The following is a 19,966-nucleotide window of genomic DNA, read 5'->3' as shown; positions in this document are numbered from 1 at the left end:
GATCAGCGGCCAGTCTGCCACCGCCGCCACACGCCCTTAGGCCCGGACCACCGCCCGGCCGGTACACAACCCCGGGCACCGGGCCGCGGCACCGGACCACGGCACGGCGGGGGCCCACACGCCGGAGCGGCCGGGGTACGGCAGCCCCGCACGGCCGGCGTTGCCGGGGGGCGGCGCGCCGCATGCCGGGGGGCACAGCCAGGGGGGGCGGGTCTTCGTTCGCCGGAGGGCGGCGCAGCCCGCCGGTCAGGTGCGGTCGACGAACACGCTCGTCGACTTCACCCGCGCCGTGGCCCGTGCGCCCACCTCCAGGCCGAGTTCCTCCACCGCCTCCCGCGTCAGCAGCGACACGATGCGGTGCGGGCCCGCCTGGATCTCCACCTGCGCGGTGACCGACCCCAGCTTCACGCCGGTGACGATCCCGGGGAAGGAGTTGCGCACCGAGGAGTACGGGGCCTCCTCACCGTCGGCGCCCTCCTGCGCGGCCTCCACGCAGAAGGCGGCCAGGTCCGGCCCGTCCACCATCCGCCGGGTGCCTTCCCTGCGGGTGGGGAACCGTTCCGCGTCCGCCCAGCGCCGCGCCGTGTCGACGCTGACGCCAAGCAGCCGTGCCGCCTGACCGATCGTGTAGGACTCCATGACCCGCAGCCTACGATCCGCCGGCGGGCGGGCGTCGCAGGGCCTCGCGGGCCGCGGCCGCGACCACCTCGGCGACCGCCGACAGCGCCGGCGAGTCCAGCTTCCACTGCTGCCAGTACAGCGGTACGTCCAACGGCCGGCGTGGTGCCACCAGCACCAGCTCCCCCTCCCGCACCAGCGGCCCCGACTGCTGTTCCGGCACGAGCCCCCAGCCGAGCCCGGCGACCACCGCGTCGCGGAACCCCTCCGACGTCGGGATGTAGTGCCGCAACGCCCCCGCGCCGGCTCCCGGGTCGCCCGTCAGCTCCCGCACGAACACGTCCTGGAGTTCGTCCTTGCGGTCGAACACGATGGTCGGCGCCATCGGCAGGTCCCGCTCCGGCGCCCCCGTCAGGTACCGGGCCGCGAAGCCCGGGCTCGCCACCGGCAGGTACCGCGCCAGTCCCAGCAGCCGCGAGGCGCACCCCGCGACCGGGTCGGGCGAGGAGGTCACGGCGGCCATGACCTGCCCCTCCCGCAGCAGTTCCGTCGTGTGCGCCTCGTCCTCGCGGTGCAGCTCGACGCAGACCGGCGGGTCCTGCGGCAGCCGCGTCAGCGCCGGCAGGAACCAGGTCGCCAGCGAGTCCGCGTTCACCGCGATCGGCAGCCGCACCGGGCCCGACCCGTCGGCCATGCCCAGCTCGGCCCGGGCGTCGCGCTCCAGGCGGGCCAGCTGGCGGGCGAAGCGCACCACCACCTCCCCGGACGCGGTCGCCCGCACCGGCTTCGTACGCATGAGCAGCACCCGCCCGGTCCGCTGCTCCAGGGCCTTGACCCGCTGGCTGACCGCCGAGGGCGTCACGTGCAGGGCGGCCGCCGCGGCGTCGAAGGTGCCCTCGTCCACCACGGCGAGCAGGGTCCGTACCTGGTCCAGGGGAAGCTCTTCCATCACGAGCGCTAATGGTACGTAAAAATCTTTAGCTGTACTGAATGGGGCCCGCTGCCTACCGTCAAGGTCATGACACACGGCATCATCACGGCGGCCCTCGCCGGTTTCGGCACCGGCCTCTCCCTCATCGTCGCCATCGGCGCCCAGAACGCCTTCGTCCTCCGCCAGGGGGCGCGCCGGCACGCGGTCCTCGCCGTGGTCGCCATCTGCGCCGTGTCCGACGCGGTCCTCATCGCCCTCGGCGTCGCCGGGGTCGGCGCCTTCGTCACCGCCTGGCCGGCCGCCCTGACCGCCGTCGGGATCGCCGGCGGCGGGTTCCTGATCTGCTACGGGGTCCTCGCGGTCCGCCGCGTGCTGCGCCCCGCACCGGGCGCCGGGCTCACCACGGAGGGCGGCACCGCTTCCGGCCGCCGGGCCGCCGTACTGACCTGCCTCGCCATGACCTGGCTCAACCCGCACGTCTACCTGGACACCGTGCTGCTGCTCGGTTCCCTCGCCGCCGACCGCGGCGACCTGCGCTGGGCCTTCGGCATCGGGGCGGGCCTGGCCAGCCTGACCTGGTTCTCCACCCTGGGCTACGGGGCCCGGCTGCTGAGCGGCCTGCTCTCCCGCCCGTCGGCGTGGCGGGTCCTGGACGGCCTGGTCGCCGCGACGATGGTCACCATGGGCGGCCTGCTCCTGGCCCGCGCCTGAGGCCCGCGCGGCGCCCGGCCGGCCTCCGCCCGACGCGCCCGTGTACACCCACGTGGCGTCCGGCCCGGCCTCCGCCCGACGCGCCCGTGACACCCGCGCGGCGTCCGGCGCGGGCCCGCCGGCCCCCGGCACCGCGCGTGGCATAGTGCGGGTGACCGACCCCGTGGAGCTGGAGCCCGCCGTGCCCGACCGCCCCTCCCCCGACGAGGTCCGCGCGTACTACGCCGCCCAGCCGGCCCCGCTCGTGGCCGCCACCGGGATCGTCCTCGACACCCGGGGGCGGGTCCTCGTACTGACCACCTCCTACAAGCCCGAGCTCGAACTCCCCGGCGGCACCGTCGAGGACACCGAGACCCCGGAACAGGGCCTGGCGCGCGAGCTGGAGGAGGAGCTGGACCTCCGCGTGCCCGTCGGCCGGCTGCTCGCCGTGGACTCCCGGCCGCCCGGGGCGCTCGGCCGCTCCCTCATCGTCCACGTGCACCTCGTCGGACCGCTGACGGCCGAGCAGGCCGCGGGGTTCTCCTTCCCCGACGGCGAGATCACCGAGGCCCGCTGGCTTCCGCCCGATGAGGCGTACGAGGCCCTGCCGGCCCGGGTGGCGCCCCGGCTGCGCGCCGGCCTGGCCGCCCTGCACTCCGGCTCCTTCGCCCACCTGGTGGACGGCGTGCCCCAGCCCGGCTCCCCGGCCGGTCTGGACCCGGCCCGCCGGGCCGCGCTGGGCCACGCGGGCGCCCTGGACGCCGCGAGCCACCGGGCCAACCGCCCCAAGGCCCTGACGGCGGCGAGCGTGCTCTTCACCGACGCCGAGGACCGGATCCTGCTGGTCCGCCCCGCGTACGGCAGCACCCTCCGCTGGCACCTCCCCGGCGGCGGCATCGACAGCGACCTGGGCGAAACCCCCCGCGCCGCCGCCCGCCGGGAGGTCCGGGAGGAACTGGGCCTCGACCTCCCGCCGGGCCGCCTCCTCGCCGTGAACTGGTCCCACAAACCGGGCCGCCCGGCCCGCGTCCGCTTCCTCTACGACGGCGGCGTCCTCGACGCCCCGGCCCTCGCCCGCATCCGCCTGGACCCGGTCGAACTCCTGGCATGGCGCACGGTCCCCCGGACGGAACTCCGCTCCCTGGTCAAGGGCGCCCTGCGCCGCCAGATCGAAGCCTCCCTCACGGCCCGCACCACCCGCACGGGCCCGTTGGAACTCCACGCGGGCCGTCCGGCGGACTGAACTCCGCGCCTGCCGTCTCCATCACTGACCAGCCCTGGCATACACCGTGCCCCGCCGGGTACGGGTTGTCGCCCCCGTCCGTCAAGTGACCGGCGGCGAGGTCCCGTCGGGCAGCGTGCAGACGTAGCCGGCGTAAGGACGTGCCACGATCTGTCCGCCGGCGGCCGTGCAGTCGTCCCTGCTGATGTTCGGGGACGAGGCGGCCTGGGCGCTGACCGCGCCGACGGCGCTGATGCCGGCCAGGGTCGCCGTGGCCAGGGCGAGACCGAGGATTCTTCGGATGCGCATGACCTCCTCCTCCCGGGCGCCTTCGTTCGGCCCTCGGGAAGGGCAAGTCTCAGGACGACGGCGCCCTCGTTCCCAGCATGGGCGCTCCGCGCGGCGCCCGCCTGCCGACCTGGTTCCGGTCACGGCACGTGCGGGACTTTCGCAACACCCCCTAGCGCGGTTCGTAGGCCGCCGCGCGGCAGGCGGCGGTCGCGGCGCCGCCCGCCACTCCGGCCGCGGACAGCCCGCTCACACAGCTCTGCAGGTCTCCGACCACGCCCCGGCTGCAGGCGGCCGAGACGGCATCGGGGTCGGTGGCACCGGCCTGCGTGGCCATCTGCGTGCAGGCGGGGATGTCCGCCCGGACCGTGGGGGCGGCGATGACCGCGCCACCGAGGGTGAGGGCCAGCGCGCCGAGGACACCGGCCGTACGGATCGGACTACGCATGGGGACACCTGCTCTCCAGACGTTCGCTCGGTCAGGGAACGGGACTCGCCGGCTGTCAGTCGGGGGCCACCCGGCAGGCGCTCACGGCCGTCCCATTGGTCACACCACCACCGGTCAGGCCGGCCACGCACTGCGCGTCGTCTCCGGTCAGGCCGACATAGCACGCCATGCGGACGTAGTCCGGGGCCTCACCGCCCCGCAGTTCGCGCTCGACCTGGTTGATGCAGGCCGTGACGTCCGCGTGGGCGGCCGGCGCGATGAGGGCCGCGCCGCCGAGGGCGAGGGTCAGGCCGGTGAGGACACCTGCGATACGGGTGGACGTGCGCATGGGACGTACCTGCCTTCCGGGTCGGTCGCGCGCTCCTGGCCCGGCGGGCCGGATCCGCGCGGCAACGCCTCCTGGCGACGCCCGTGGAGTGGGTGCCCGTGCCCCTGGTCCGCAGGTTCAGGCGGTAACCGGGCCGGCAGAGATGCCGCGGCCCGGGTGGGACGCACCCGGACCTCCACTCACGGGCCCTCAGTCCAGGGTCGCACCCTCTCCCCCGCCCGTCCTGGTCACCGGGAGACGGTCGCGCCGGGTGACGGCACGGACGCGGGGCACGGCCCGTCCCGGTCCGGACGCACGGAAGGCCGCCCTCCCACGAGTGAGAGAACGGCCTCCGACCTGCGTTTCCGCGTGGTCGGGACGACAGGATTTGAACCTGCGACCCCTTGACCCCCAGTCAAGTGCGCTACCAAGCTGCGCCACGTCCCGATGCCCGCTGACCTGGGGTTTCCCCCGGTTGCAGGCGCAGGAGAACAATACCGCACTTCACAGGGTCGTCGCGCGCGCCTTTCGGCCGCCCGGTCAGGAGGCGTCTTCGGCGGTCAGTTCCGGGTGGGCGGCGGCCAGCCGTTTCGGGGCCGCCTGGAGCCAGGAGTCGGTCAGGATGGTCCGCAGCTCCGCCACGTCCTGGACCGCCGAGAGCCGGACGCGCAGCCAGGAGTAGTTGTCGTCGTGGCCCTCGCGCACGAAGAACTTCTCCGGCTCCGCGGCGATCAGCTTGGCCCGGTCCTCCTTCGGGCACTTCACCCCGATCGCCGTGTCGTCGTCGGCCAGCGACACGAAGATCTTCCCGCCGACCCGGAAGGTCAGCATGCCCCAGGCGAGCTTCTCGGTGCTGTCCGGGAGCGACAGCGCGATCACGCGGACGTCCCGCGCGGTTGTGGCCATCGTCGCGGCTCCTCTCAGCCACCGGTGAAACCTCGTCCCACGACCGTACGGCCGGCCACTGACAGTCGCGGCCCGCACCAGGCTCACGCGCCCCGGTCCTCCCTCTCGTGCAGCAGTTCCATCAGCTCGGCTGCGAGGGCCTTCGCCGTGGCCAGCCCCTCCGTGCCCCACCGCCGCGGGATCACGTCCACCGCGCACACCGTGCCCAGGACGATCCCGCGCCGGTCCGTCAGCGGTGCGCCCGCGTACGAGCGCACCCCGCTCCCGTCCACGACGGCGTTGCCCGCGAAGCGGGCGAAGTCCCGTACGTCCTCCAGCACCAGAGCCCGGCGGCGTACGACCACGTGCGGGCAGTAGCCGTGGTCGCGGGGCAGGACCCGTGCCGGGTAGCCGCTCGCCGGGGCACCGGCCGCGTGGTGCAGGCCGGCGAAGAACTGCCGTTCCTCGCCGATGAAGTTGACCCCCGCGTACGGCGCTTCGAGCGTGTCGGCCACGCGGCGCGCGAAGGCGTCCAGTTCGGTGTCCGTACGCTCCCCCAGGCCCAGCTCGCGCAGCCGGACGACGCGGTCGGGCGCCTCCCGGTCCACGGGCGTCAGCAGCAGGTGTCCGGTCGATTCGTAGTACGTCATGGCGGTCCCCCCGGCTCGTCGGACAGGCACAGCAGATGGCGGACGAGGGCGGCGAGCGCGCCCGTCCCGGAAGCGGTCAGGCGCGCGTCGCACCGTACGACGGGCACCCCGGGCCCGAGTCCCACCGCTTCGCGCACCTCGTCGGGCGTGTAGCGGTGGCCCCCGTCGAACTCGTTGACGGCGAGGACGAAGGCGATCCCGCGCCGCTCGAAGAAGTCCACGGCGGGGAAGCAGTCGGCGAGCCGGCGGGTGTCCGCGAGGACCACCGCCCCGAGCGCGCCCGCGCACAGCTCCTCCCACAGGAACCAGAAGCGGTGCTGGCCGGGCGTGCCGAAGAGGTAGAGGACGTGCCGGTCGTCCAGGGTGATCCGGCCGAAGTCGAGCGCGACGGTGGTCGTGGACTTGGCCTCGACGCCGTCCAGCGGGTCGTCGGCCGCGCCGAGGTCGCTCAGCAGTTCCTCGGTGCACAGCGGTTCGATCTCGCTCACCGCACGCACGAACGTGGTCTTGCCCGCGCCGAACCCGCCCGCGACCAGGATCTTCAGGGTCGCGGGGACGGCCGCCGGGGCCGCGGCGTCACAGTCGTGCGCGCAGGCCATCGAGCACCGCCCTGAGCAGGTCCTGGTCGGCGGCGGCGAACGCGCCGAAGGGGTCTTGGGATGCTCCGCCGGTGCCGGGGAACCGGGGTGCCCGCGCCACGACGGCCCCGTGTTCCACCAGGTCGGCCAGCAGCACCTTGGCCACGGCGGCGGGCAGCCGCAGCTGCCCGGCCACCTCTGCGACCGTGACGGCGCCCGCACCGGCGCCCGCGCAGGTGCGGAGTGCGAGGGTGTGCTCGGCCCCGAGCGGGACGCGGGGCCGTACGCCGGTCGCGGTCACCAGGGAGAGCAGATCGAGGGCGACGCCCGGCCGGGTGCGGCCGCCGCTGGCGGTGTACGGGCGCATCACCCGGCCCGCCGTGTCGTCGAGCCACGGTGTGTCCCGGTGCGCGTACGCCCCCCTCGTGCGGGCCCTCATCGCTCCGGGTCGGCGGCGGGCCGACGCGGCGGGGCCGCCAGGTACGGTCGTACGCTCTTGACCAGCATCGCCATCTCGTACCCGAGCACGCCGGCGTCGGCCTCGCGATCGGCGAGCACGGCCAGGCAGGTGCCGGAGCCGGCCGCCGAGACGAAGACCAGCGCGGTGTCGAGCTCGACCACGACCTGCCGCACCTCCGCGCCCTCCCCGAAGCGGGCGCCGGCGCTCCGGCCGAGCGAGTACAGCCCGGAGGCGAGGGCGGCCAGATGGTCGGCACTGTCGGCGTCCAGGCCGTGTACGCAGGTCACGAGCCCGTCGGCGGTGAGCAGTACGGCACTGCGCGTGTACGGCACGCGCTGCACCAGGCCGCTGAGCAGCCAGTCGAGGTCCGAGAGCCGGCTGCCGGCCCTGGTCGCCACTTCGCCGCCCATGGGGGTGTGCTCCTTGCCGCTGTGAAGGGTCATGTCTGGTTCTCCGACTGGGCGAGGCCGAAGCCCCGCTGGAAGGCGGCCATCAGGCCGGGGTCGTGCACGGGCCGCTCGGCGTCGTCGGCCGCCGGCCGGGGCGCGGGGGCCTCGCGGAGCTGCGGTGCGAGGTGCTGCTGGGCCTGCCGCCGGGGCAGCTCGGGCCGCCCCGTCCCGTCGGCGACGGGCTCCCCGGCCGCCCCGGCGCGCCCCACCGGCAACGGCGTGGGCACGGCCCGGGCCTCCGCCCGGGGCGAGGGCACCATGAACCCGGCACCGGCCCCCGGGGCCCCGCCGACACCGGAACCCAGGTCGAGGCCGCCGGGAACCGGGCCCGGCACAGAGGCGGGGGCGGGGGCGGAAGTGGGGGCGGGGGCGGGCGCCGGGTAGTCCGCGGACAGACGGACCGGGGCCGGGTGCGGATCCAGATGCGGGTGCGGATGCGGATCGGGGGCGGCGGTCTGCCCGGGGCCCGCGACGGGGGCTGCGGAGACGGAGGGCGCGGAGACGGAGGGGCCGGACCCGGTGCGCCGCGGCGGGGTGGGGACCCTGGCCGGTTCCAGGTGGGGAAGCGGGGCCGCGTCGGGGGCGCCCAGCAACTCCTTCGGGAGCACCAGCACCGCGAGTACGCCGCCGTAGATGTTCGACTTCAGCTCGACCGCGATGCCGTGCCGGCGGGCCAGCGCCGAGACCACGTACAGGCCGATGCGTCCGTCGGCGAGCAGGTGCCGGACGCTGATCTGGTCGGGGTCGCCCAGCAGCGCGTTCATCCGGTGCTGTTCCTCCGCCGGCATGCCCAGTCCGCGGTCCTCCACCTCGACCGCGATCCCGGCCGTGACCCGCTCCGCACGCACCACCACATCGGTGTCCGGCGCGGAGAACACCGTGGCGTTCTCGACCAGTTCGGCCAGCAGGTGCACCACGTCCGCGACGGCGTGGCCGCGCACGCTGCCGCCGGCCGGGGGTACCACCTTGACCCGGGTGTACTGCTCGACCTCCGCGACGGAGGAGCGCAGCACCTCGCTCAGGTCGATGGGCCGTGTCCACTGGCGGCGGGAGGCGGCGCCCCCGAGCACGGCCAGGTTCTCGGCGTGCCTGCGGATGCGGGTGGCGAGGTGGTCGACGTGGAAGAGCTCCTTGAGCAGGTCCGGGTCCTCGACCGTGTCCTCGAGGTCGTCCAGCAGGGAGATCTCCCGGTGCACGAGGGATTGAAGCCGCCGCGCGAGGTTGACGAAGACCTCGACCTTGCGGTCGCTGTCGGACGGAGCCACCGGTCCCGCCAGGCGGACGAGGGTCGCGTGCGCGTGCTCCCGCGCCCCGCGCAACTCCTGGGAGAGCAGCCAGAACTCGTCAATACCCGCCGGGTCCGCGCCGGAGCGAGGACCGGCCGTGCCGCCACCGCCGCCACGCAGCGGACGCGGCGCGCCCTCGCCGCGCTCCAGCCGCTCGGCCGTGGTGCGCAGCTCCTGGCGGCCGCGCACGCTGGACCGGCGCAGCGCCTCGCACCGGTCCCGGACGGCCTTGGCGGCACGCTGGGCCCCGAGCAGCGCCGCGGCGAGGGCGCCGAGCACCAGCAGGGCGCAGCCGGTGAGCACCGGCCACAGCCGGGCGTCCCGCTCCCCCGCTCCCCCGCCGAGCTGCAGCGTGAAGATCACCGCGGCGGCCCCGCTCAGCGCGGCGGCGAGCGTGGGCAGCACGGCGGCGCGGATCAGCTGGGGCCTTATCTGCCGGCCGGGACCGGTGGCGGCATGTCTCGACGGGGTGTGGCGGGCTGCGCGGAGTCCGGACATCTGCGTCCTCGGTACGTGGGGCCCGGCCCCCAGCGGTCCCGGGGCCCGGTGTTGATCACCGGATACCCACGCTAGACCGCACCGTCCCGCCCCCGAGCGCCAGTTGTGGAACTTCGCGGGGGTGCTTCCCGCTCCCGGTGGAGCGCTCGTACGGCAGCCCGAATATCCCGACGGCGCCCCGCGTCAGGCGGCCACCTGCAACCGCCTCACCGCGGCGGCACGCGGATGAGAGGAGGCGTGCGCCACAGCGGACGCCGCGCACCGCTCGGCCACGTCCGGCCGGACGGCTGCGCGGCAAGGCCGCTTCGACGTGCCGGTAGGTGCGGAGGAGGAGCCAGGCGGCGGGCATCTACCGGAGTTCCAGAACCTTCTCACCGTTGTCCAGGTGTTCCGGCCCGGAACAGCGCCCCCCTCCACAGGCGGCGCCCACACGCTCGTTGGGTTCGGCGATGAGTTCCACGAGCGTTATCCACCGGCCGCCCATGGCAGTCGGAATTCCGGACCCGATGGCGACGGAGATGCCGCAGGGTTCGACGCCCTCCTCACCGCGCTCCACTGGAACAGCGAGTCCCGATTCGAATTCGCGGCACCAGGGATTCGAGTCACCGCTGACCGACCGGCCCTTGAGCAGGTCGATTCCCGAATCGGCCGGCGCGAACAGTTTGTCGGCCCGGCCCACCGGCTCCAGGTCGCACGGGCTTCCGTACAGACCTTCGTAGCCGAGGAGCCGTCGCCGCGTGGAGCACCGCCTGCGCACCGGGCGACGCGGCCGGCTCTTCGGCACGAAGGGTGATGAGCGGGCGGCTCAGAGTGGAGCTGCCGGGATGTAGTCCCAGGTGGACGGCCTGCGCGGAGATGGCCGGGGATACGACGTCCCGGGCGAACTCCGGCTGGCAGTCGAGGATGTGGAGCTTCGCGCCGCACGCTTCGGCGAGGTCGACGCCGACCGCGTGGACGTCGGCGAATCCCGCGCCGCGGAGCCGAGGCGCACTCAGTGCAATTGAGTTTCGGACATTTTTTGCGGGCATTTCCGCAAAGTCGATGCAGGCCACGGGATTCGATCGATCAGCACGACCGCCTTCACCCTATCGAGACGCGACCCCCATGCAATGTGGCCTGCACCACAGGGCGTCGATCGTGAAACATGTCCGGTTTACCCAAGGTCGGCCAATTGGCAAACGATCAACACACCTGCATCTGATATCTTGTCAATTCCACCGGGTTGAAACGTGATTAACGCACGATCAGGTGCTCTGTGAGGCATGGCACATGAATCTTCCCGCGTACCCCGGTGGCAGTTGATGATTCGATGGTCCCGAGCCCTGTCCGAGAGGAACCACACGTGTCCACTTCATCCCAGCTCACCGAAACCGGTGCCACCCGCCCCTGGACGGTCGCGGTGCTCGGACCCGGAGGTGTGGGCGGCCTGCTGGCAGGTCTGCTCTCCAAGGCCGGGCACCGGGTCATCTGCCTCGCGGGACAGGACACCGTGAACGCGCTGCGCCAGGACGGCATCCGCGTACAGAGCAAGCAGTTCGGCGACTTCACCGCGCAGGTCGAAGCGGAGACGGAGCTGCGCGAGCCCGTCGACCTGTGTCTGATCACGGTCAAGCAGACCGCACTCGCCGAGGCGCTGGAGCGGATACCGCCCCGCGCGGCCGGCCAGGCACTGATCCTTCCCCTGCTCAACGGGCTTGAGCACGCAGACCTGTTGCGCGAGCACTACGCCGCACAGCAGGTCGCCGCGGGCGTGATCCGTGTGGAGTCGACCCGCACGGCACCGGGCGTGATCGTGCACGGCAGCCCGTTCACGGAGATCGACCTGGCCGGAGCGCAGGAGCGCCTCGCCCCGTTGGCCGCCGTACTCACCGAAGCCGGTGTGAAGACTCGGGTGTCCGATGACGAGGCGACCGCTCTCTGGACCAAGCTGGCCTTCCTGGCACCCTTCGCCCTGCTCACCACCCGATACGGACTCACCATCGGCGAAGTCCGCACCGAGCGCCGCGAGGAACTGGTGGCCCTGGTCGAGGAGGCCGCCGCCGTGAGCCTCGCTTGTGGCGTACCGGCCGATCCCGCCAAGGCGTTGGCGCTGTACGACGCGTTCCCGGCGCACAGCAAATCGTCCATGCAGCGCGACGCGGAGGCGGATCGGCCGCTGGAACTCGACGCCATCGGAGGGGCCCTCCTGCGAGCGGCCGAGCGGAACGGCGTGCCGGCGCCCATCGCGACCCGGCTGATGTCCGAGCTCACCACCGGCTGAGCACGTCGCCGCGCTCCGCGGGGAACGCCGTACGGGTCGGTACCGCCGAGGAGTTGCTCGCCGGTACCGGCCCGTGGGCGGCCGATCGGTCACGCGTTCCGGGGGACGGATCCCTCCCCGGAACGCGTCTCGGTCCAGATGTCCTCCGCGCCCACCTCGGCGACCCGGTACTTGCCCAGGGCGCTGATCAGCAGGCGCATCTCCAGCGCCAGGCAGTCGACGAAGTTGGTCAGGCCCGCCTTCGGGTCCTCGTCCGAGGCGACCAGGGCGGACCGTCCGAGACCCACCGCGGACGCCCCGAGTGCCAGGCACTTGACCGCGCGGGCACCCTCCCAGATACGACCGCTCACCAGCAGGGAGTTCTCCTGCGGGTCGAGCCTCTCCAGGCACTCCGCCAGCGGCAGCCCCACGTGGTGCAGGAACGCCCGGGGGGCCCAGCCGGTGCCGCCCTCCGCCCCGTCCACGGTGACCGAGTCCGCGCCGGCGGCCCAGGCGACCGCCGCCGCCAGGTGGACGTCGCGCGAGGGCGGAAGCTTCACCCACACGCGGCAGCGGGGGTAGTTGTTGCGCATGAGCCGGATCTGCTGACGCAGGATCTCTTCCGTGAAGGTTCCCGGGCTGCTGCAGCGCAGCACCGAGTCCTCTGCCTGGTCGTAGATGTCCAGGACGTCGTACTGCGCGGCCAGTTCGGCCGCACGATCACGCGGGACGAGCGTCATGCCGCCCACGCCCGGCTTGGCGCCCTGCCCCACCTTCAGCTCGAAGGCCAGCCGGCCGCTGTCCAGCAGGGGACGGGCCGAGGGGTCGCTGTACACCAGGTTCCAGACCTCGGCGTCGGCGTCCTCGGTGCTCTGCTGGACCACCACGCCGCCGAGTCCGTCCGGCGCCGCCGAGGCGTACTCGGTGATGCGGCGCAGCAGCGAGCTCTCCTTCTCGTCGGCGACCCGGCCGTAGCCCGACACCGGGACGATGTTCTCGCCGATGACCATGGGTATGCCGAGGCTTCCGGCCTGCCGGGCGACGGCTTCCCCGAGGTCGCCGCTGGCCACCCGGGTCGATCCGAACGCCGCGATGAACACCGGGAGGGTGGAGTTGAAGCCGCCGATCACCGTGGCCAGGTCGACGTCGCCGCAGACCGGTTCCCGGCCGAGGTCGAAGAGCTTCTCCATGCGGCGGGGCACGAAGACGGGCGGCACGAGCCGGGCCCGGTCGATCTCGTCCAGGGGCTGGGCGGTCTGCACGCCGTGCTCGCCGTACAGCGTGGTCCCGTAGGTCCCGCTCTCGGGGAAGGCCGCGGCCGCGCCGTGCCGGGCGCGGGCCCGTACCTGCTGTTCCGGGAACCCGGGGGCCGTCAGCCCGCTCACGGCCGCAGCTCGCCCGGCAGCTTCGGGTAGGCCGTCGCCTGCCAGACCGCGTCGAGCCCGCCCAGGAAGCGGGTGAACCGCTCCACGCCCAGACCGAAGCCGGCGCTGGAGGGGATCCCCTCGCGCGCCAGAGTGAGGTACCACTCGTACTTGGCCGGGTTCTCGCCGGTCTCACGGATCCGCATCATCAGGTTGCGGTAGTCGGACTCCCGCTCGCTGCCGCTCATCATCTCGCCGAAGCCGCCGGGGAAGATGAGGTCGAAGTTGCGCAGGACGCCGGGCTCCTCGGTGCTCTCCTTGTCGTAGAAGCCGCGCGAGCCCTTGGGGTAGTCGGTGATGAAGAACGGCTGGTCGGCGGCCGCGGAGATGATCTCCTCGCCCTCCCACTCGATCTCCGTGTTCTCGGCCTGCCCGTAGCCGCCCTCGATCAGTTCGGCCACGGCCTGCGAGTGCTTCTTGCGGCCGTACGGAGCGTCGAGGACCTTCTTGAGGCTGTCCAGGTCTCGGCCGAGGATCTCCAGCTCCCGCCCGGCGGTGCGCAGGACGTGTTCGACGCAGTGCCGGGTCAGGTCCTCCGCGACGCGCATCGCGTCCTCGCGCGAGCCGCCGGCGATCTCGACGTCCAGCTGATGGAACTCGGTCAGGTGACGGTGGGTGACCGTCGTTTCGAGGGGTTCCAGCCGGACGTTCGGGGCGACGTGGAAGATCTTGGGGAAGCTGAGCAGGGAGGCCTGCTTGTACAGGATGCCGCTCGTCATCAGCTTGTAGCGGTGACCGTAGTAGTCGATGTCGACCTGCTTGGCACCCCGGGCACCCGGGTCGGTCACGGGGCCGATCGTCGGCGGCAACAGCTCGGTGAAGCCCTCACCCGTGAGGAAGTCCCGGGCGCCGGCCAGGAACCGGTTCTGCACGAGCAGTGCGGCGCGGGTGCGCTCCGCGGTCAGGTGAGCGCGTGGCGTCGGGAGCACGGCCCCCGTGTTCTCTGCGGACAATCTCTCGTTCCGTTCGAGTGCTGTGGCGAGGTGGGTCATTAGGGGGGCGGCACTCCGGTTCGAGCCCGAAGCCGGGCTAATTCGGGCAATGTACCGCAACATTGGAATCTGGAATTCCACATCCGCCGCCGGAGAAGTGTGGCCGGGATCACGGAGGTAGGGGAATCTTCAAACGCATACCCCGCCGTCACCCCACAAGGCGCCGCCGCCCGGGAATTGATCTTGACTCATATGGGGCTTCCATGTCAAGATCCCTCAAGCACGGATCAATGGCTACGGGATTGCTATGCCCGTCATTTCACGATCTCGGGCGATCACGCTGTGAATTCCGTAAGAACAGCTGAAAAAGAATCGCCGAGAGTTCAGCCGGAGGCGGTGGAGCCTCCCCGCCGGCCGGCCTTCCGTGTGCCGAGACAGTCAGGTGCGTCACACAACCGGAGGTAGCACCATGGGTTTGAGCAACCCTTCTGACCAGCGCGAACCGGGATCCGAGGAGCTTAGGTTCCACTGGTGCTCCCCCCTGGACAGTGGCCAGCAGAAGGCCACGGAGAAGTACCAGGTCGGCCACCTCGACTTCAATGGAATCGTCGATTTCGCCAAGGAAGCCGATCAGCTCGGCGTGGATTCCCTCCTGATGGGAATCAGTTATCACATGCCCGATCCGCTGCCGATGATCGGCGCCTTGGTCCGCGAAACCGAGCGCGTGAAGTTCATCCTCGCGTACCGCCCGGGGTTGCTTTCTCCGACGCTTTTCGCCCAGATCGTCAATACGGTCTCCTGGATGTCCGACGGGCGCATATCGCTGAATCTCGTTGCCGGTATTTCCCCCGCCGAGCAGGCCTATTACGGAGACTTCGTCGCGCACGACGGCCGATACGCCCGCACCAACGAATTCCTCGACATCCTCCACCGTCTCTGGCGCGGGGAAACCCCGCTAAGCTACACCGGCGAGCACTACCGCATCGAAGAGGCTCAGCTCGGTCTCGGATATCTCGGTGGCGGCCGTCCGGAGGTCTACATCAGCGGTGCCTCCGGCCCGGCCCAGGAGACCGCGCTCCAGCACGGCGACTGCTGGCTCCGCTACGGCGACACCCCGGAGGGGATCGCCGAGGCCGCCGCACCGGTACTGGCCAAGGGCGGGCGGCTCGGGATCCGCATGCACGTCCTGGCTCGCGAGACCCGCGCCGAGGCGCTCGCCGACCTCGCCGAGATGATGCGCGACCCGGACGAGGACCACCGCGAATGGGTCACCAAGTTCGTCGCGGCCTCGGATTCCGAAGCCGTCAAGAACTCCTTCCGACTGGCCGAACAGGCCGACGGCGATTGGCTCTCCCCGGTCCTTTACTCCGGCGCCGTCGCCTATCGCGGCGGCCCCGCCCTGTGCGTGGTGGGGAGTTACCAGGAAGTAGCTTCTTACCTGCACTCCTACAAGGCCGCAGGGGTAAGCGAGTTCATCTTCTCCGGCTGGCCGACCCGCGACGAGATGCGGACGTTCTACACGCATGTGCTCCCGCTGATCCGCGAACTCGAGCAAAACGAGTTGTCCGCATGATGGACAATCGGCTTCACCGGAGCCTTTTCGCCTCCGGCGTGCTGCTCGGGCTCATCGCGGAACAGGTCGTGATGTTCGCGGTGCCGCTGTTGATCTACCAAGACACCCATCAGGTGGCGAGCCTCGGTTTCGCGTTCGCACTCGAATGGCTGCCCGCTCTCATCGCCTACCCCTTCGCGGGGCTCATCGCCGACCGGGACGGCGGCGCCCGGCTCTTCTCGCGCGTGACGGCGGCGCGGGCCGCCGTGCTGCTGAGCGTGCTCCTGATCTGTCTGACCCAACCGTCGTGGACGACCGGGGCCCTGATGGCGGGCGGAGCCTTCCTGTCCGTCTTCATGGCTCCGACCCGGATGGCCGTGGAGAAGATGGTCCCCCAGCTGGCCAAGGGCGACAAGGTGGCGAGCACCCAGTCCCTGGTCCAGAACATGGAGTTGCTGGCCATGGCGCTGGGTCCCGCCCTCGCCATCCTGGCCGCGTCCGTCCTGGGCAAGGTGTGGCTGCTCCTGATCGCAGCGGTGGCCTTCGCGGTCTCCTCGGCGACCTGGCTGCCGCTGCCCCGCGGGCTGCGCCCGCCCGTCCCGGCCGACGCGACCGGCACGCGGCAGATCTTCTCCGAACTCGCTCTCGGCTGGCGGCTGCTGGTCGGGAACAAGCCCGTGCTGCTTCTGGGCATCCTCAACTTCGCCATCAACTTCGTGATGGCGAGCGTGCTGAGCGTCAACGCGGCGATGGTCACCGACGTCTTCAAGGCTCCCGACTCGTCGTTCGGGCTGCTGAACACGATGGTCGGCGTCATCGGCCTGCTCAACCTCATGGTGATCCCGCTCCTGCTGCGCCGGCTCAGCGTCAGCTGGCTCGGAGTCATCGGCTTCGGCCTGCTGTGCGCCGCGCTGCTGTCGGCGGGCTTCGCCCCGTCCTTCGCCGTCTACGGCACGGCCTTCGTGGCCATGCTCATCGGCGACGCCTACTACAACGTCTTCAACCGGACACAGCGGCTGAAGGTGATCCCCGAGGAGCACCTGGGGAAGATCATGGGTCCCTTCTACCTCCTCAACCTGCTCTCCTTCCCCATCGCCGGCCTGCTCGTCGCCGGTATCGGATCGGCAGCCGGTCCGCAGCAGCTGGTCGTCGTACTCGCGGTGCTGCTCTGCCTCTTCGGCGCCGTCTTCCTGCCCCTGACGATCCGCAGCTTCCACAGAGCGCTCGCCCTCCGCGACGACGCGGCAGCCCTAGGAGTCACGGCATGACCCAAGCCTTCCGGTGCCTGCTGAGCACCGTCGAATCGGATTCCCACATCTGGAACCTCGTCTACCTGCAGAAGCTTCTGGAGGAGAACGGCGCCCAGGTGCAGAACCTGGGCGCGTGCACCCCCGTGGCCGAGGTCGTGCAGGCCGTCTCCGAGAACCGGCCCGACCTGCTGGTCGTGTCGAGCGTCAACGGCCACGGCCTGCACGGGGCGCGTGAGCTGCTCTCGGCCCTGCGGGAGCGGCGGCTCGACGTCCCGAGCGTCGTGGGCGGCAAGCTGACCACCGCCGAGTCGGACAACGACCGCACGCGCCGCACGCTCCTCGCGCACGGCTACACCGACGTATTCACCGGTGAGGACGCCATCGACCGGTTCCTCGCCTTCCTTCACTTCGGCAAGTCCGAAGGATTCTCCGCCTGGCAGGCCGACGCCGCGGTCATCCCGCCGTGGGACCTCGCCGGGCTCAGCACCATGGAGGTGCGCTGATGCACATCGTCATCGTCAACCGGTGGCCCCGGTTCAAGGAAGACGACGTACGGTGGGACAACGAGCTCACCCGGTACGAGGAGTTCATCGACCACGACGCCCACCAGGTGAGCTACGTCGTCGACCGGCTCGGTGCCGAGGGGGTGCTGGCCGACCCGGCGAAGATCGCGCACCTGGTGCGGATCGACGACGTCAACGACGTCGACGCGCTGCGCTCGGCGGTCGTCGAGGTGACCGAGAAGGTCGGTCCCGTCGACCAGTTGATCGCCCTGTCCGAGTTCACCCTGGAGATCGCCGCCAAGGTCCGGGAGGACCTCGGTCTGCCCGGTCCGACCACGGCCGAGGTCGCGGTCTACCGGGACAAGGTGCGGATGAAGGAGATCCTCGCCGAGGCCGGCGTCCGGGTTCCCCGGTTCACCGCGTGCACCGACGTCGAGGCCGGGCTCGCCTTCGCCCGCTCGTGCGGCTACCCGGTGATCCTCAAGCCGGTGGACGGGGCCGCGAGCATCGGAGTCCACCGCGTGGAGGACGAGACGACGCTGGGCGAGCTCCTGGCGACGGTCGACCTGGAGCGCTACGAGATCGAGGAGTTCGTCACCGGCACCATCCACCACGTGGACGGCTTCGCCGGCGCCGGTTCCGAGGTGGGGTTCCAGGTCGCGTCACGGTACGTCAACGACTGCCTGTCCTTCGGCAGCGGCGAACCGCTGGGCTCGGTCGTGTTGCAGCACTCCGCCCTCCGGGACCGGATCGAGCAGTTCACCCGCGACTGCGTCCGCATCCTCGGCATGACCGACACGCCGTTCCACCTGGAGCTGTTCGTCACGCCCGAGGACGAGATCGTCTTCCTGGAGATCGGCGGCCGCGTCGGCGGCAGCGAGGTGCCCCACCTCCTCAACAAGCTGTTCGGGGTCAACCTCTTCGAGGTCTGGCTCCGGGCCGCCTGCGGGGAGCCGATCGCGCCCTCCCCCCGGGCGGGCGACCCGTCCGGCGGCTGGCTGGTCGTGCCCAAGCCGGCGAACCTTCCGGCGGTGGTCCGCAAGGCCTCCTCCGTACGGGCGGCCGTCCCGACCGTGTGGCGCGAGCTGTTGCCCGCCGTGGGCGAGGTACTGGAACCCGGCGGTGCCTACGACGCCCTGCACGCGGGCCGCTTCATCCTGCTGCACGACGACCAGGAGCAGGTGGAGGCCGACATCCACCGCATCATCGAGACCTTCGAATTCGAGGTAACCGCACCGTGAACGACCAGCCGACCCCTGCCCTGCCCCTCGGCGACCAGGAACGCTACGAGCAGCTGGCCGCCTTCCTCAGCGACACCGAGCTGAAGGGCATCGCCGCCGTCGGAGACCGTCTCGTCGAGGCCGTGGGCGGCCCCGCCCTGCTGCCCGACCGCAAGGTCATGGTGGCCTACGGCGGCGGCAAGGACAGCACGTACGTGGTGGCCTTCGTCCGGGCCGTGCAACTGCACCTCCAGCTCACCCACGGCCACACCTTCGTCATGCGCGTCGCCAACATGCGGCACGCCGGCGTGCCGCTCGCCGTGATGGAGAACATCCACCGGGTGTACGACGCCCTCGGTCTGCTCGACGACGAGCGGGCGGAGCTGCTCACCATCGACCACACCGAGATCCGCCGCTTCCGCGTCGACCTCCCGCTCCCCGAGCGCCTGGTCGACCTCAACCGGCTCGACGTGCTGATGAACGGCCACCGGTCGGCCGGCGACGGACGCCCGACGTTCTGCAACAGCTGCAACCTGGCGGTGGCCGACTTCTACGGTCGCGCCGCATGGTGGGAGGGCGGCGTCGACGTGATCATGACCGGCGACTCCCGCCGCGAACAGGCGCTCTACTCGGCCTGGATCCTGCGTCTGGCGAAGGCGAGCGGCATCGACGTGGAGGAATGCCGCCGGATGGGCTTCCAGGGCCTGCTCACGGCCCTCCGCGGCATCGGTGACGCGTACTTCCGCGAGCTCTTCGGCGCCGACCGCGAGGCCGAGGTCGCCGAGCGCAGCGTCTCCACCGGGGACCGCTCGATGCAGCCCGAGTTCGTCTCGATCTACGACATGGTCAGCTACCGGGTCCACGACCACTGGGACCTGATCGTCGACTTCCTCGGTTTCCGGTTCGACGACCTCGCGTTCAGCTTCACCGAGTCGGACTGCGCCAACCCGACCCTGATGGCTCACCTGCGCGGTCTGCGCGCCCAGTACGCCGAGGGCCGCACCTACGAGGCGGGCATCGCCGAGTACCTGGAACTGGCCGAGACGATGATGCGCAAGAAGGAGATGCCGGACAACCTCATCCGGCTCGCGCTGAGCCGCTACGACTCGCCCGCGAAGCAGGTCGAGCGGCGCGAGCTCTCCGCGGCCTACGCCCGCGACGTGTTCGGCCTGAGCGAGGACTCCCTCGTCGCCATGGTCTTCTCGCCCTTCACGAACGAGGGCGCGCGGCTGGAGGCGTTCGTCGAGACCTGCCACCCGGAGATGACCGGCCGGACCGATCTGCTGCACGCCGCGCTGCGCGGCGAGGCGGGCACGGACCAGGCGGCCACGGACGAGGCGGCGAAGTGGCTGGAGAAGGTGTCCGCGCTGTCCATGACCGACCTGCGCACGCTGTACCGCAGCACCCTGGTGGACTTCACGGCGCCGCAGTCGATGATGTCCCGGGTGCGCGCCGGCGACCCGCACAAGGCGCAGGTGAAGACGGTCGACCCGGTCACCGGTCTGCCCGTTCTCGAACTGATATCAGGTCGGTGAC

The 19,966-nt window shown here is 71.7% G+C and carries 23 protein-coding genes and 1 tRNA gene; 8 read left to right on the top strand and 16 right to left on the bottom strand.

What is annotated here, in order from left to right; all coding sequences use genetic code 11:
- Window positions 1–246: 246 nt before the first annotated feature.
- Window positions 247–639, bottom strand: a complete 393-nt coding sequence (locus tag ACZ6Y1_RS08000; RefSeq protein ID WP_384580467.1) for a TOBE domain-containing protein — start codon at window positions 637–639, stop codon at window positions 247–249.
- Between the two features lie 10 nt (window positions 640–649).
- The gene (locus tag ACZ6Y1_RS07995) at window positions 650–1,567 is read right to left on the bottom strand and encodes a LysR family transcriptional regulator ArgP (protein WP_469624896.1); all 918 of its coding nucleotides are present in this window, start codon (window positions 1,565–1,567) and stop codon (window positions 650–652) included.
- Between the two features lie 69 nt (window positions 1,568–1,636).
- Here ACZ6Y1_RS07995 and ACZ6Y1_RS07990 point away from each other — a divergent pair, with 69 nt between their 5' ends.
- On the top strand, window positions 1,637–2,260 hold the full coding sequence (locus ACZ6Y1_RS07990; RefSeq protein ID WP_469624720.1) for a LysE/ArgO family amino acid transporter: 624 nt from the start codon (window positions 1,637–1,639) through the stop codon (window positions 2,258–2,260).
- Between the two features lie 151 nt (window positions 2,261–2,411).
- Complete coding sequence (locus ACZ6Y1_RS07985) at window positions 2,412–3,482, top strand: NUDIX domain-containing protein (RefSeq protein WP_469624718.1); 1,071 nt, start codon at window positions 2,412–2,414, stop codon at window positions 3,480–3,482.
- A gap of 81 nt (window positions 3,483–3,563) precedes the next feature.
- On the opposite strand, the gene ACZ6Y1_RS07980 is transcribed toward ACZ6Y1_RS07985, so the two are convergent.
- The 12 genes from ACZ6Y1_RS07980 to ACZ6Y1_RS07925 form a co-directional block, all read right to left on the bottom strand.
- The gene (locus ACZ6Y1_RS07980; RefSeq protein WP_469624715.1) at window positions 3,564–3,770 is read right to left on the bottom strand and encodes a hypothetical protein; all 207 of its coding nucleotides are present in this window, start codon (window positions 3,768–3,770) and stop codon (window positions 3,564–3,566) included.
- Window positions 3,771–3,921: 151 nt separating this feature from the next.
- Window positions 3,922–4,197 carry a hypothetical protein gene (locus ACZ6Y1_RS07975; RefSeq protein ID WP_469624713.1) on the bottom strand — a complete coding sequence of 92 codons (276 nt, stop codon included), beginning with the start codon at window positions 4,195–4,197 and terminating at the stop codon, window positions 3,922–3,924.
- A 55-nt stretch (window positions 4,198–4,252) separates the two neighbouring features.
- The gene (locus ACZ6Y1_RS07970) at window positions 4,253–4,525 is read right to left on the bottom strand and encodes a hypothetical protein (RefSeq protein ID WP_469624711.1); all 273 of its coding nucleotides are present in this window, start codon (window positions 4,523–4,525) and stop codon (window positions 4,253–4,255) included.
- 349 nt (window positions 4,526–4,874) lie between these two features.
- Window positions 4,875–4,951 (bottom strand) — tRNA-Pro (locus ACZ6Y1_RS07965).
- Between the two features lie 93 nt (window positions 4,952–5,044).
- Window positions 5,045–5,410 carry an MmcQ/YjbR family DNA-binding protein gene (locus ACZ6Y1_RS07960; protein ID WP_469624707.1) on the bottom strand — a complete coding sequence of 122 codons (366 nt, stop codon included), beginning with the start codon at window positions 5,408–5,410 and terminating at the stop codon, window positions 5,045–5,047.
- An 83-nt stretch (window positions 5,411–5,493) separates the two neighbouring features.
- Window positions 5,494–6,039: a GAF domain-containing protein gene (locus tag ACZ6Y1_RS07955; RefSeq protein WP_469624705.1), complete on the bottom strand. Its 546-nt coding sequence runs from the start codon at window positions 6,037–6,039 to the stop codon at window positions 5,494–5,496.
- A complete protein-coding gene (locus ACZ6Y1_RS07950; RefSeq protein ID WP_469624703.1) occupies window positions 6,036–6,638 on the bottom strand; it encodes a GTP-binding protein in 603 nt (200 codons plus the stop codon). Before ACZ6Y1_RS07950 ends, ACZ6Y1_RS07955 begins: the two co-directional genes overlap by 4 nt.
- The gene (locus ACZ6Y1_RS07945; protein ID WP_469624701.1) at window positions 6,616–7,056 is read right to left on the bottom strand and encodes a DUF742 domain-containing protein; all 441 of its coding nucleotides are present in this window, start codon (window positions 7,054–7,056) and stop codon (window positions 6,616–6,618) included. Before ACZ6Y1_RS07945 ends, ACZ6Y1_RS07950 begins: the two co-directional genes overlap by 23 nt.
- A complete protein-coding gene (locus ACZ6Y1_RS07940; RefSeq protein ID WP_469624893.1) occupies window positions 7,053–7,487 on the bottom strand; it encodes a roadblock/LC7 domain-containing protein in 435 nt (144 codons plus the stop codon). Before ACZ6Y1_RS07940 ends, ACZ6Y1_RS07945 begins: the two co-directional genes overlap by 4 nt.
- A gap of 29 nt (window positions 7,488–7,516) precedes the next feature.
- Entirely contained in the window at window positions 7,517–9,310 is a 1,794-nt protein-coding gene (locus ACZ6Y1_RS07935) for a sensor histidine kinase (RefSeq protein ID WP_469624699.1), read from the bottom strand.
- A gap of 349 nt (window positions 9,311–9,659) precedes the next feature.
- Complete coding sequence (locus ACZ6Y1_RS07930) at window positions 9,660–9,989, bottom strand: hypothetical protein (protein ID WP_469624903.1); 330 nt, start codon at window positions 9,987–9,989, stop codon at window positions 9,660–9,662.
- Window positions 9,913–10,338 (bottom strand): argininosuccinate synthase domain-containing protein, encoded by a 426-nt coding sequence (locus ACZ6Y1_RS07925; protein ID WP_469624891.1) that lies wholly within the window; start codon window positions 10,336–10,338, stop codon window positions 9,913–9,915. Before ACZ6Y1_RS07925 ends, ACZ6Y1_RS07930 begins: the two co-directional genes overlap by 77 nt.
- A 314-nt stretch (window positions 10,339–10,652) precedes the next feature.
- Here ACZ6Y1_RS07925 and ACZ6Y1_RS07920 point away from each other — a divergent pair, with 314 nt between their 5' ends.
- The gene (locus ACZ6Y1_RS07920; RefSeq protein WP_469624697.1) at window positions 10,653–11,570 is read left to right on the top strand and encodes a ketopantoate reductase family protein; all 918 of its coding nucleotides are present in this window, start codon (window positions 10,653–10,655) and stop codon (window positions 11,568–11,570) included.
- Window positions 11,571–11,659: 89 nt separating this feature from the next.
- Here the strand turns inward: ACZ6Y1_RS07920 and ACZ6Y1_RS07915 are convergent, their stop codons facing one another.
- Window positions 11,660–12,934 (bottom strand): glutamate synthase-related protein, encoded by a 1,275-nt coding sequence (locus ACZ6Y1_RS07915; protein WP_469624693.1) that lies wholly within the window; start codon window positions 12,932–12,934, stop codon window positions 11,660–11,662.
- A complete protein-coding gene (locus tag ACZ6Y1_RS07910) occupies window positions 12,931–13,926 on the bottom strand; it encodes an asparagine synthetase A (RefSeq protein WP_469624691.1) in 996 nt (331 codons plus the stop codon). Before ACZ6Y1_RS07910 ends, ACZ6Y1_RS07915 begins: the two co-directional genes overlap by 4 nt.
- A 448-nt stretch (window positions 13,927–14,374) precedes the next feature.
- Here ACZ6Y1_RS07910 and ACZ6Y1_RS07905 point away from each other — a divergent pair, with 448 nt between their 5' ends.
- Genes ACZ6Y1_RS07905 through ACZ6Y1_RS07885 form a run of 5 tightly spaced genes read left to right on the top strand, consistent with a single transcriptional unit; the run spans window position 14,375 to window position 19,965 of the window.
- Window positions 14,375–15,478: an LLM class flavin-dependent oxidoreductase gene (locus ACZ6Y1_RS07905; protein ID WP_469624689.1), complete on the top strand. Its 1,104-nt coding sequence runs from the start codon at window positions 14,375–14,377 to the stop codon at window positions 15,476–15,478.
- Window positions 15,475–16,725, top strand: a complete 1,251-nt coding sequence (locus ACZ6Y1_RS07900; protein WP_469624687.1) for an MFS transporter — start codon at window positions 15,475–15,477, stop codon at window positions 16,723–16,725. The genes ACZ6Y1_RS07905 and ACZ6Y1_RS07900 overlap by 4 nt, the downstream gene beginning before the upstream one ends.
- On the top strand, window positions 16,722–17,210 hold the full coding sequence (locus ACZ6Y1_RS07895; RefSeq protein WP_469624685.1) for a cobalamin B12-binding domain-containing protein: 489 nt from the start codon (window positions 16,722–16,724) through the stop codon (window positions 17,208–17,210). Before ACZ6Y1_RS07900 ends, ACZ6Y1_RS07895 begins: the two co-directional genes overlap by 4 nt.
- Window positions 17,210–18,451: an ATP-grasp domain-containing protein gene (locus ACZ6Y1_RS07890; protein ID WP_469624682.1), complete on the top strand. Its 1,242-nt coding sequence runs from the start codon at window positions 17,210–17,212 to the stop codon at window positions 18,449–18,451. The genes ACZ6Y1_RS07895 and ACZ6Y1_RS07890 overlap by 1 nt, the downstream gene beginning before the upstream one ends.
- The gene (locus ACZ6Y1_RS07885) at window positions 18,448–19,965 is read left to right on the top strand and encodes a PqqD family protein (protein WP_469624680.1); all 1,518 of its coding nucleotides are present in this window, start codon (window positions 18,448–18,450) and stop codon (window positions 19,963–19,965) included. Before ACZ6Y1_RS07890 ends, ACZ6Y1_RS07885 begins: the two co-directional genes overlap by 4 nt.
- Window position 19,966: the final 1 nt, after the last annotated feature.

The organism is Streptomyces sp. NPDC053432 (genome assembly GCF_055585365.1).
The sequence above is the reverse complement of the archived record's forward strand: the minus strand, read 5'-3'. Positions and strand labels throughout refer to the sequence as shown.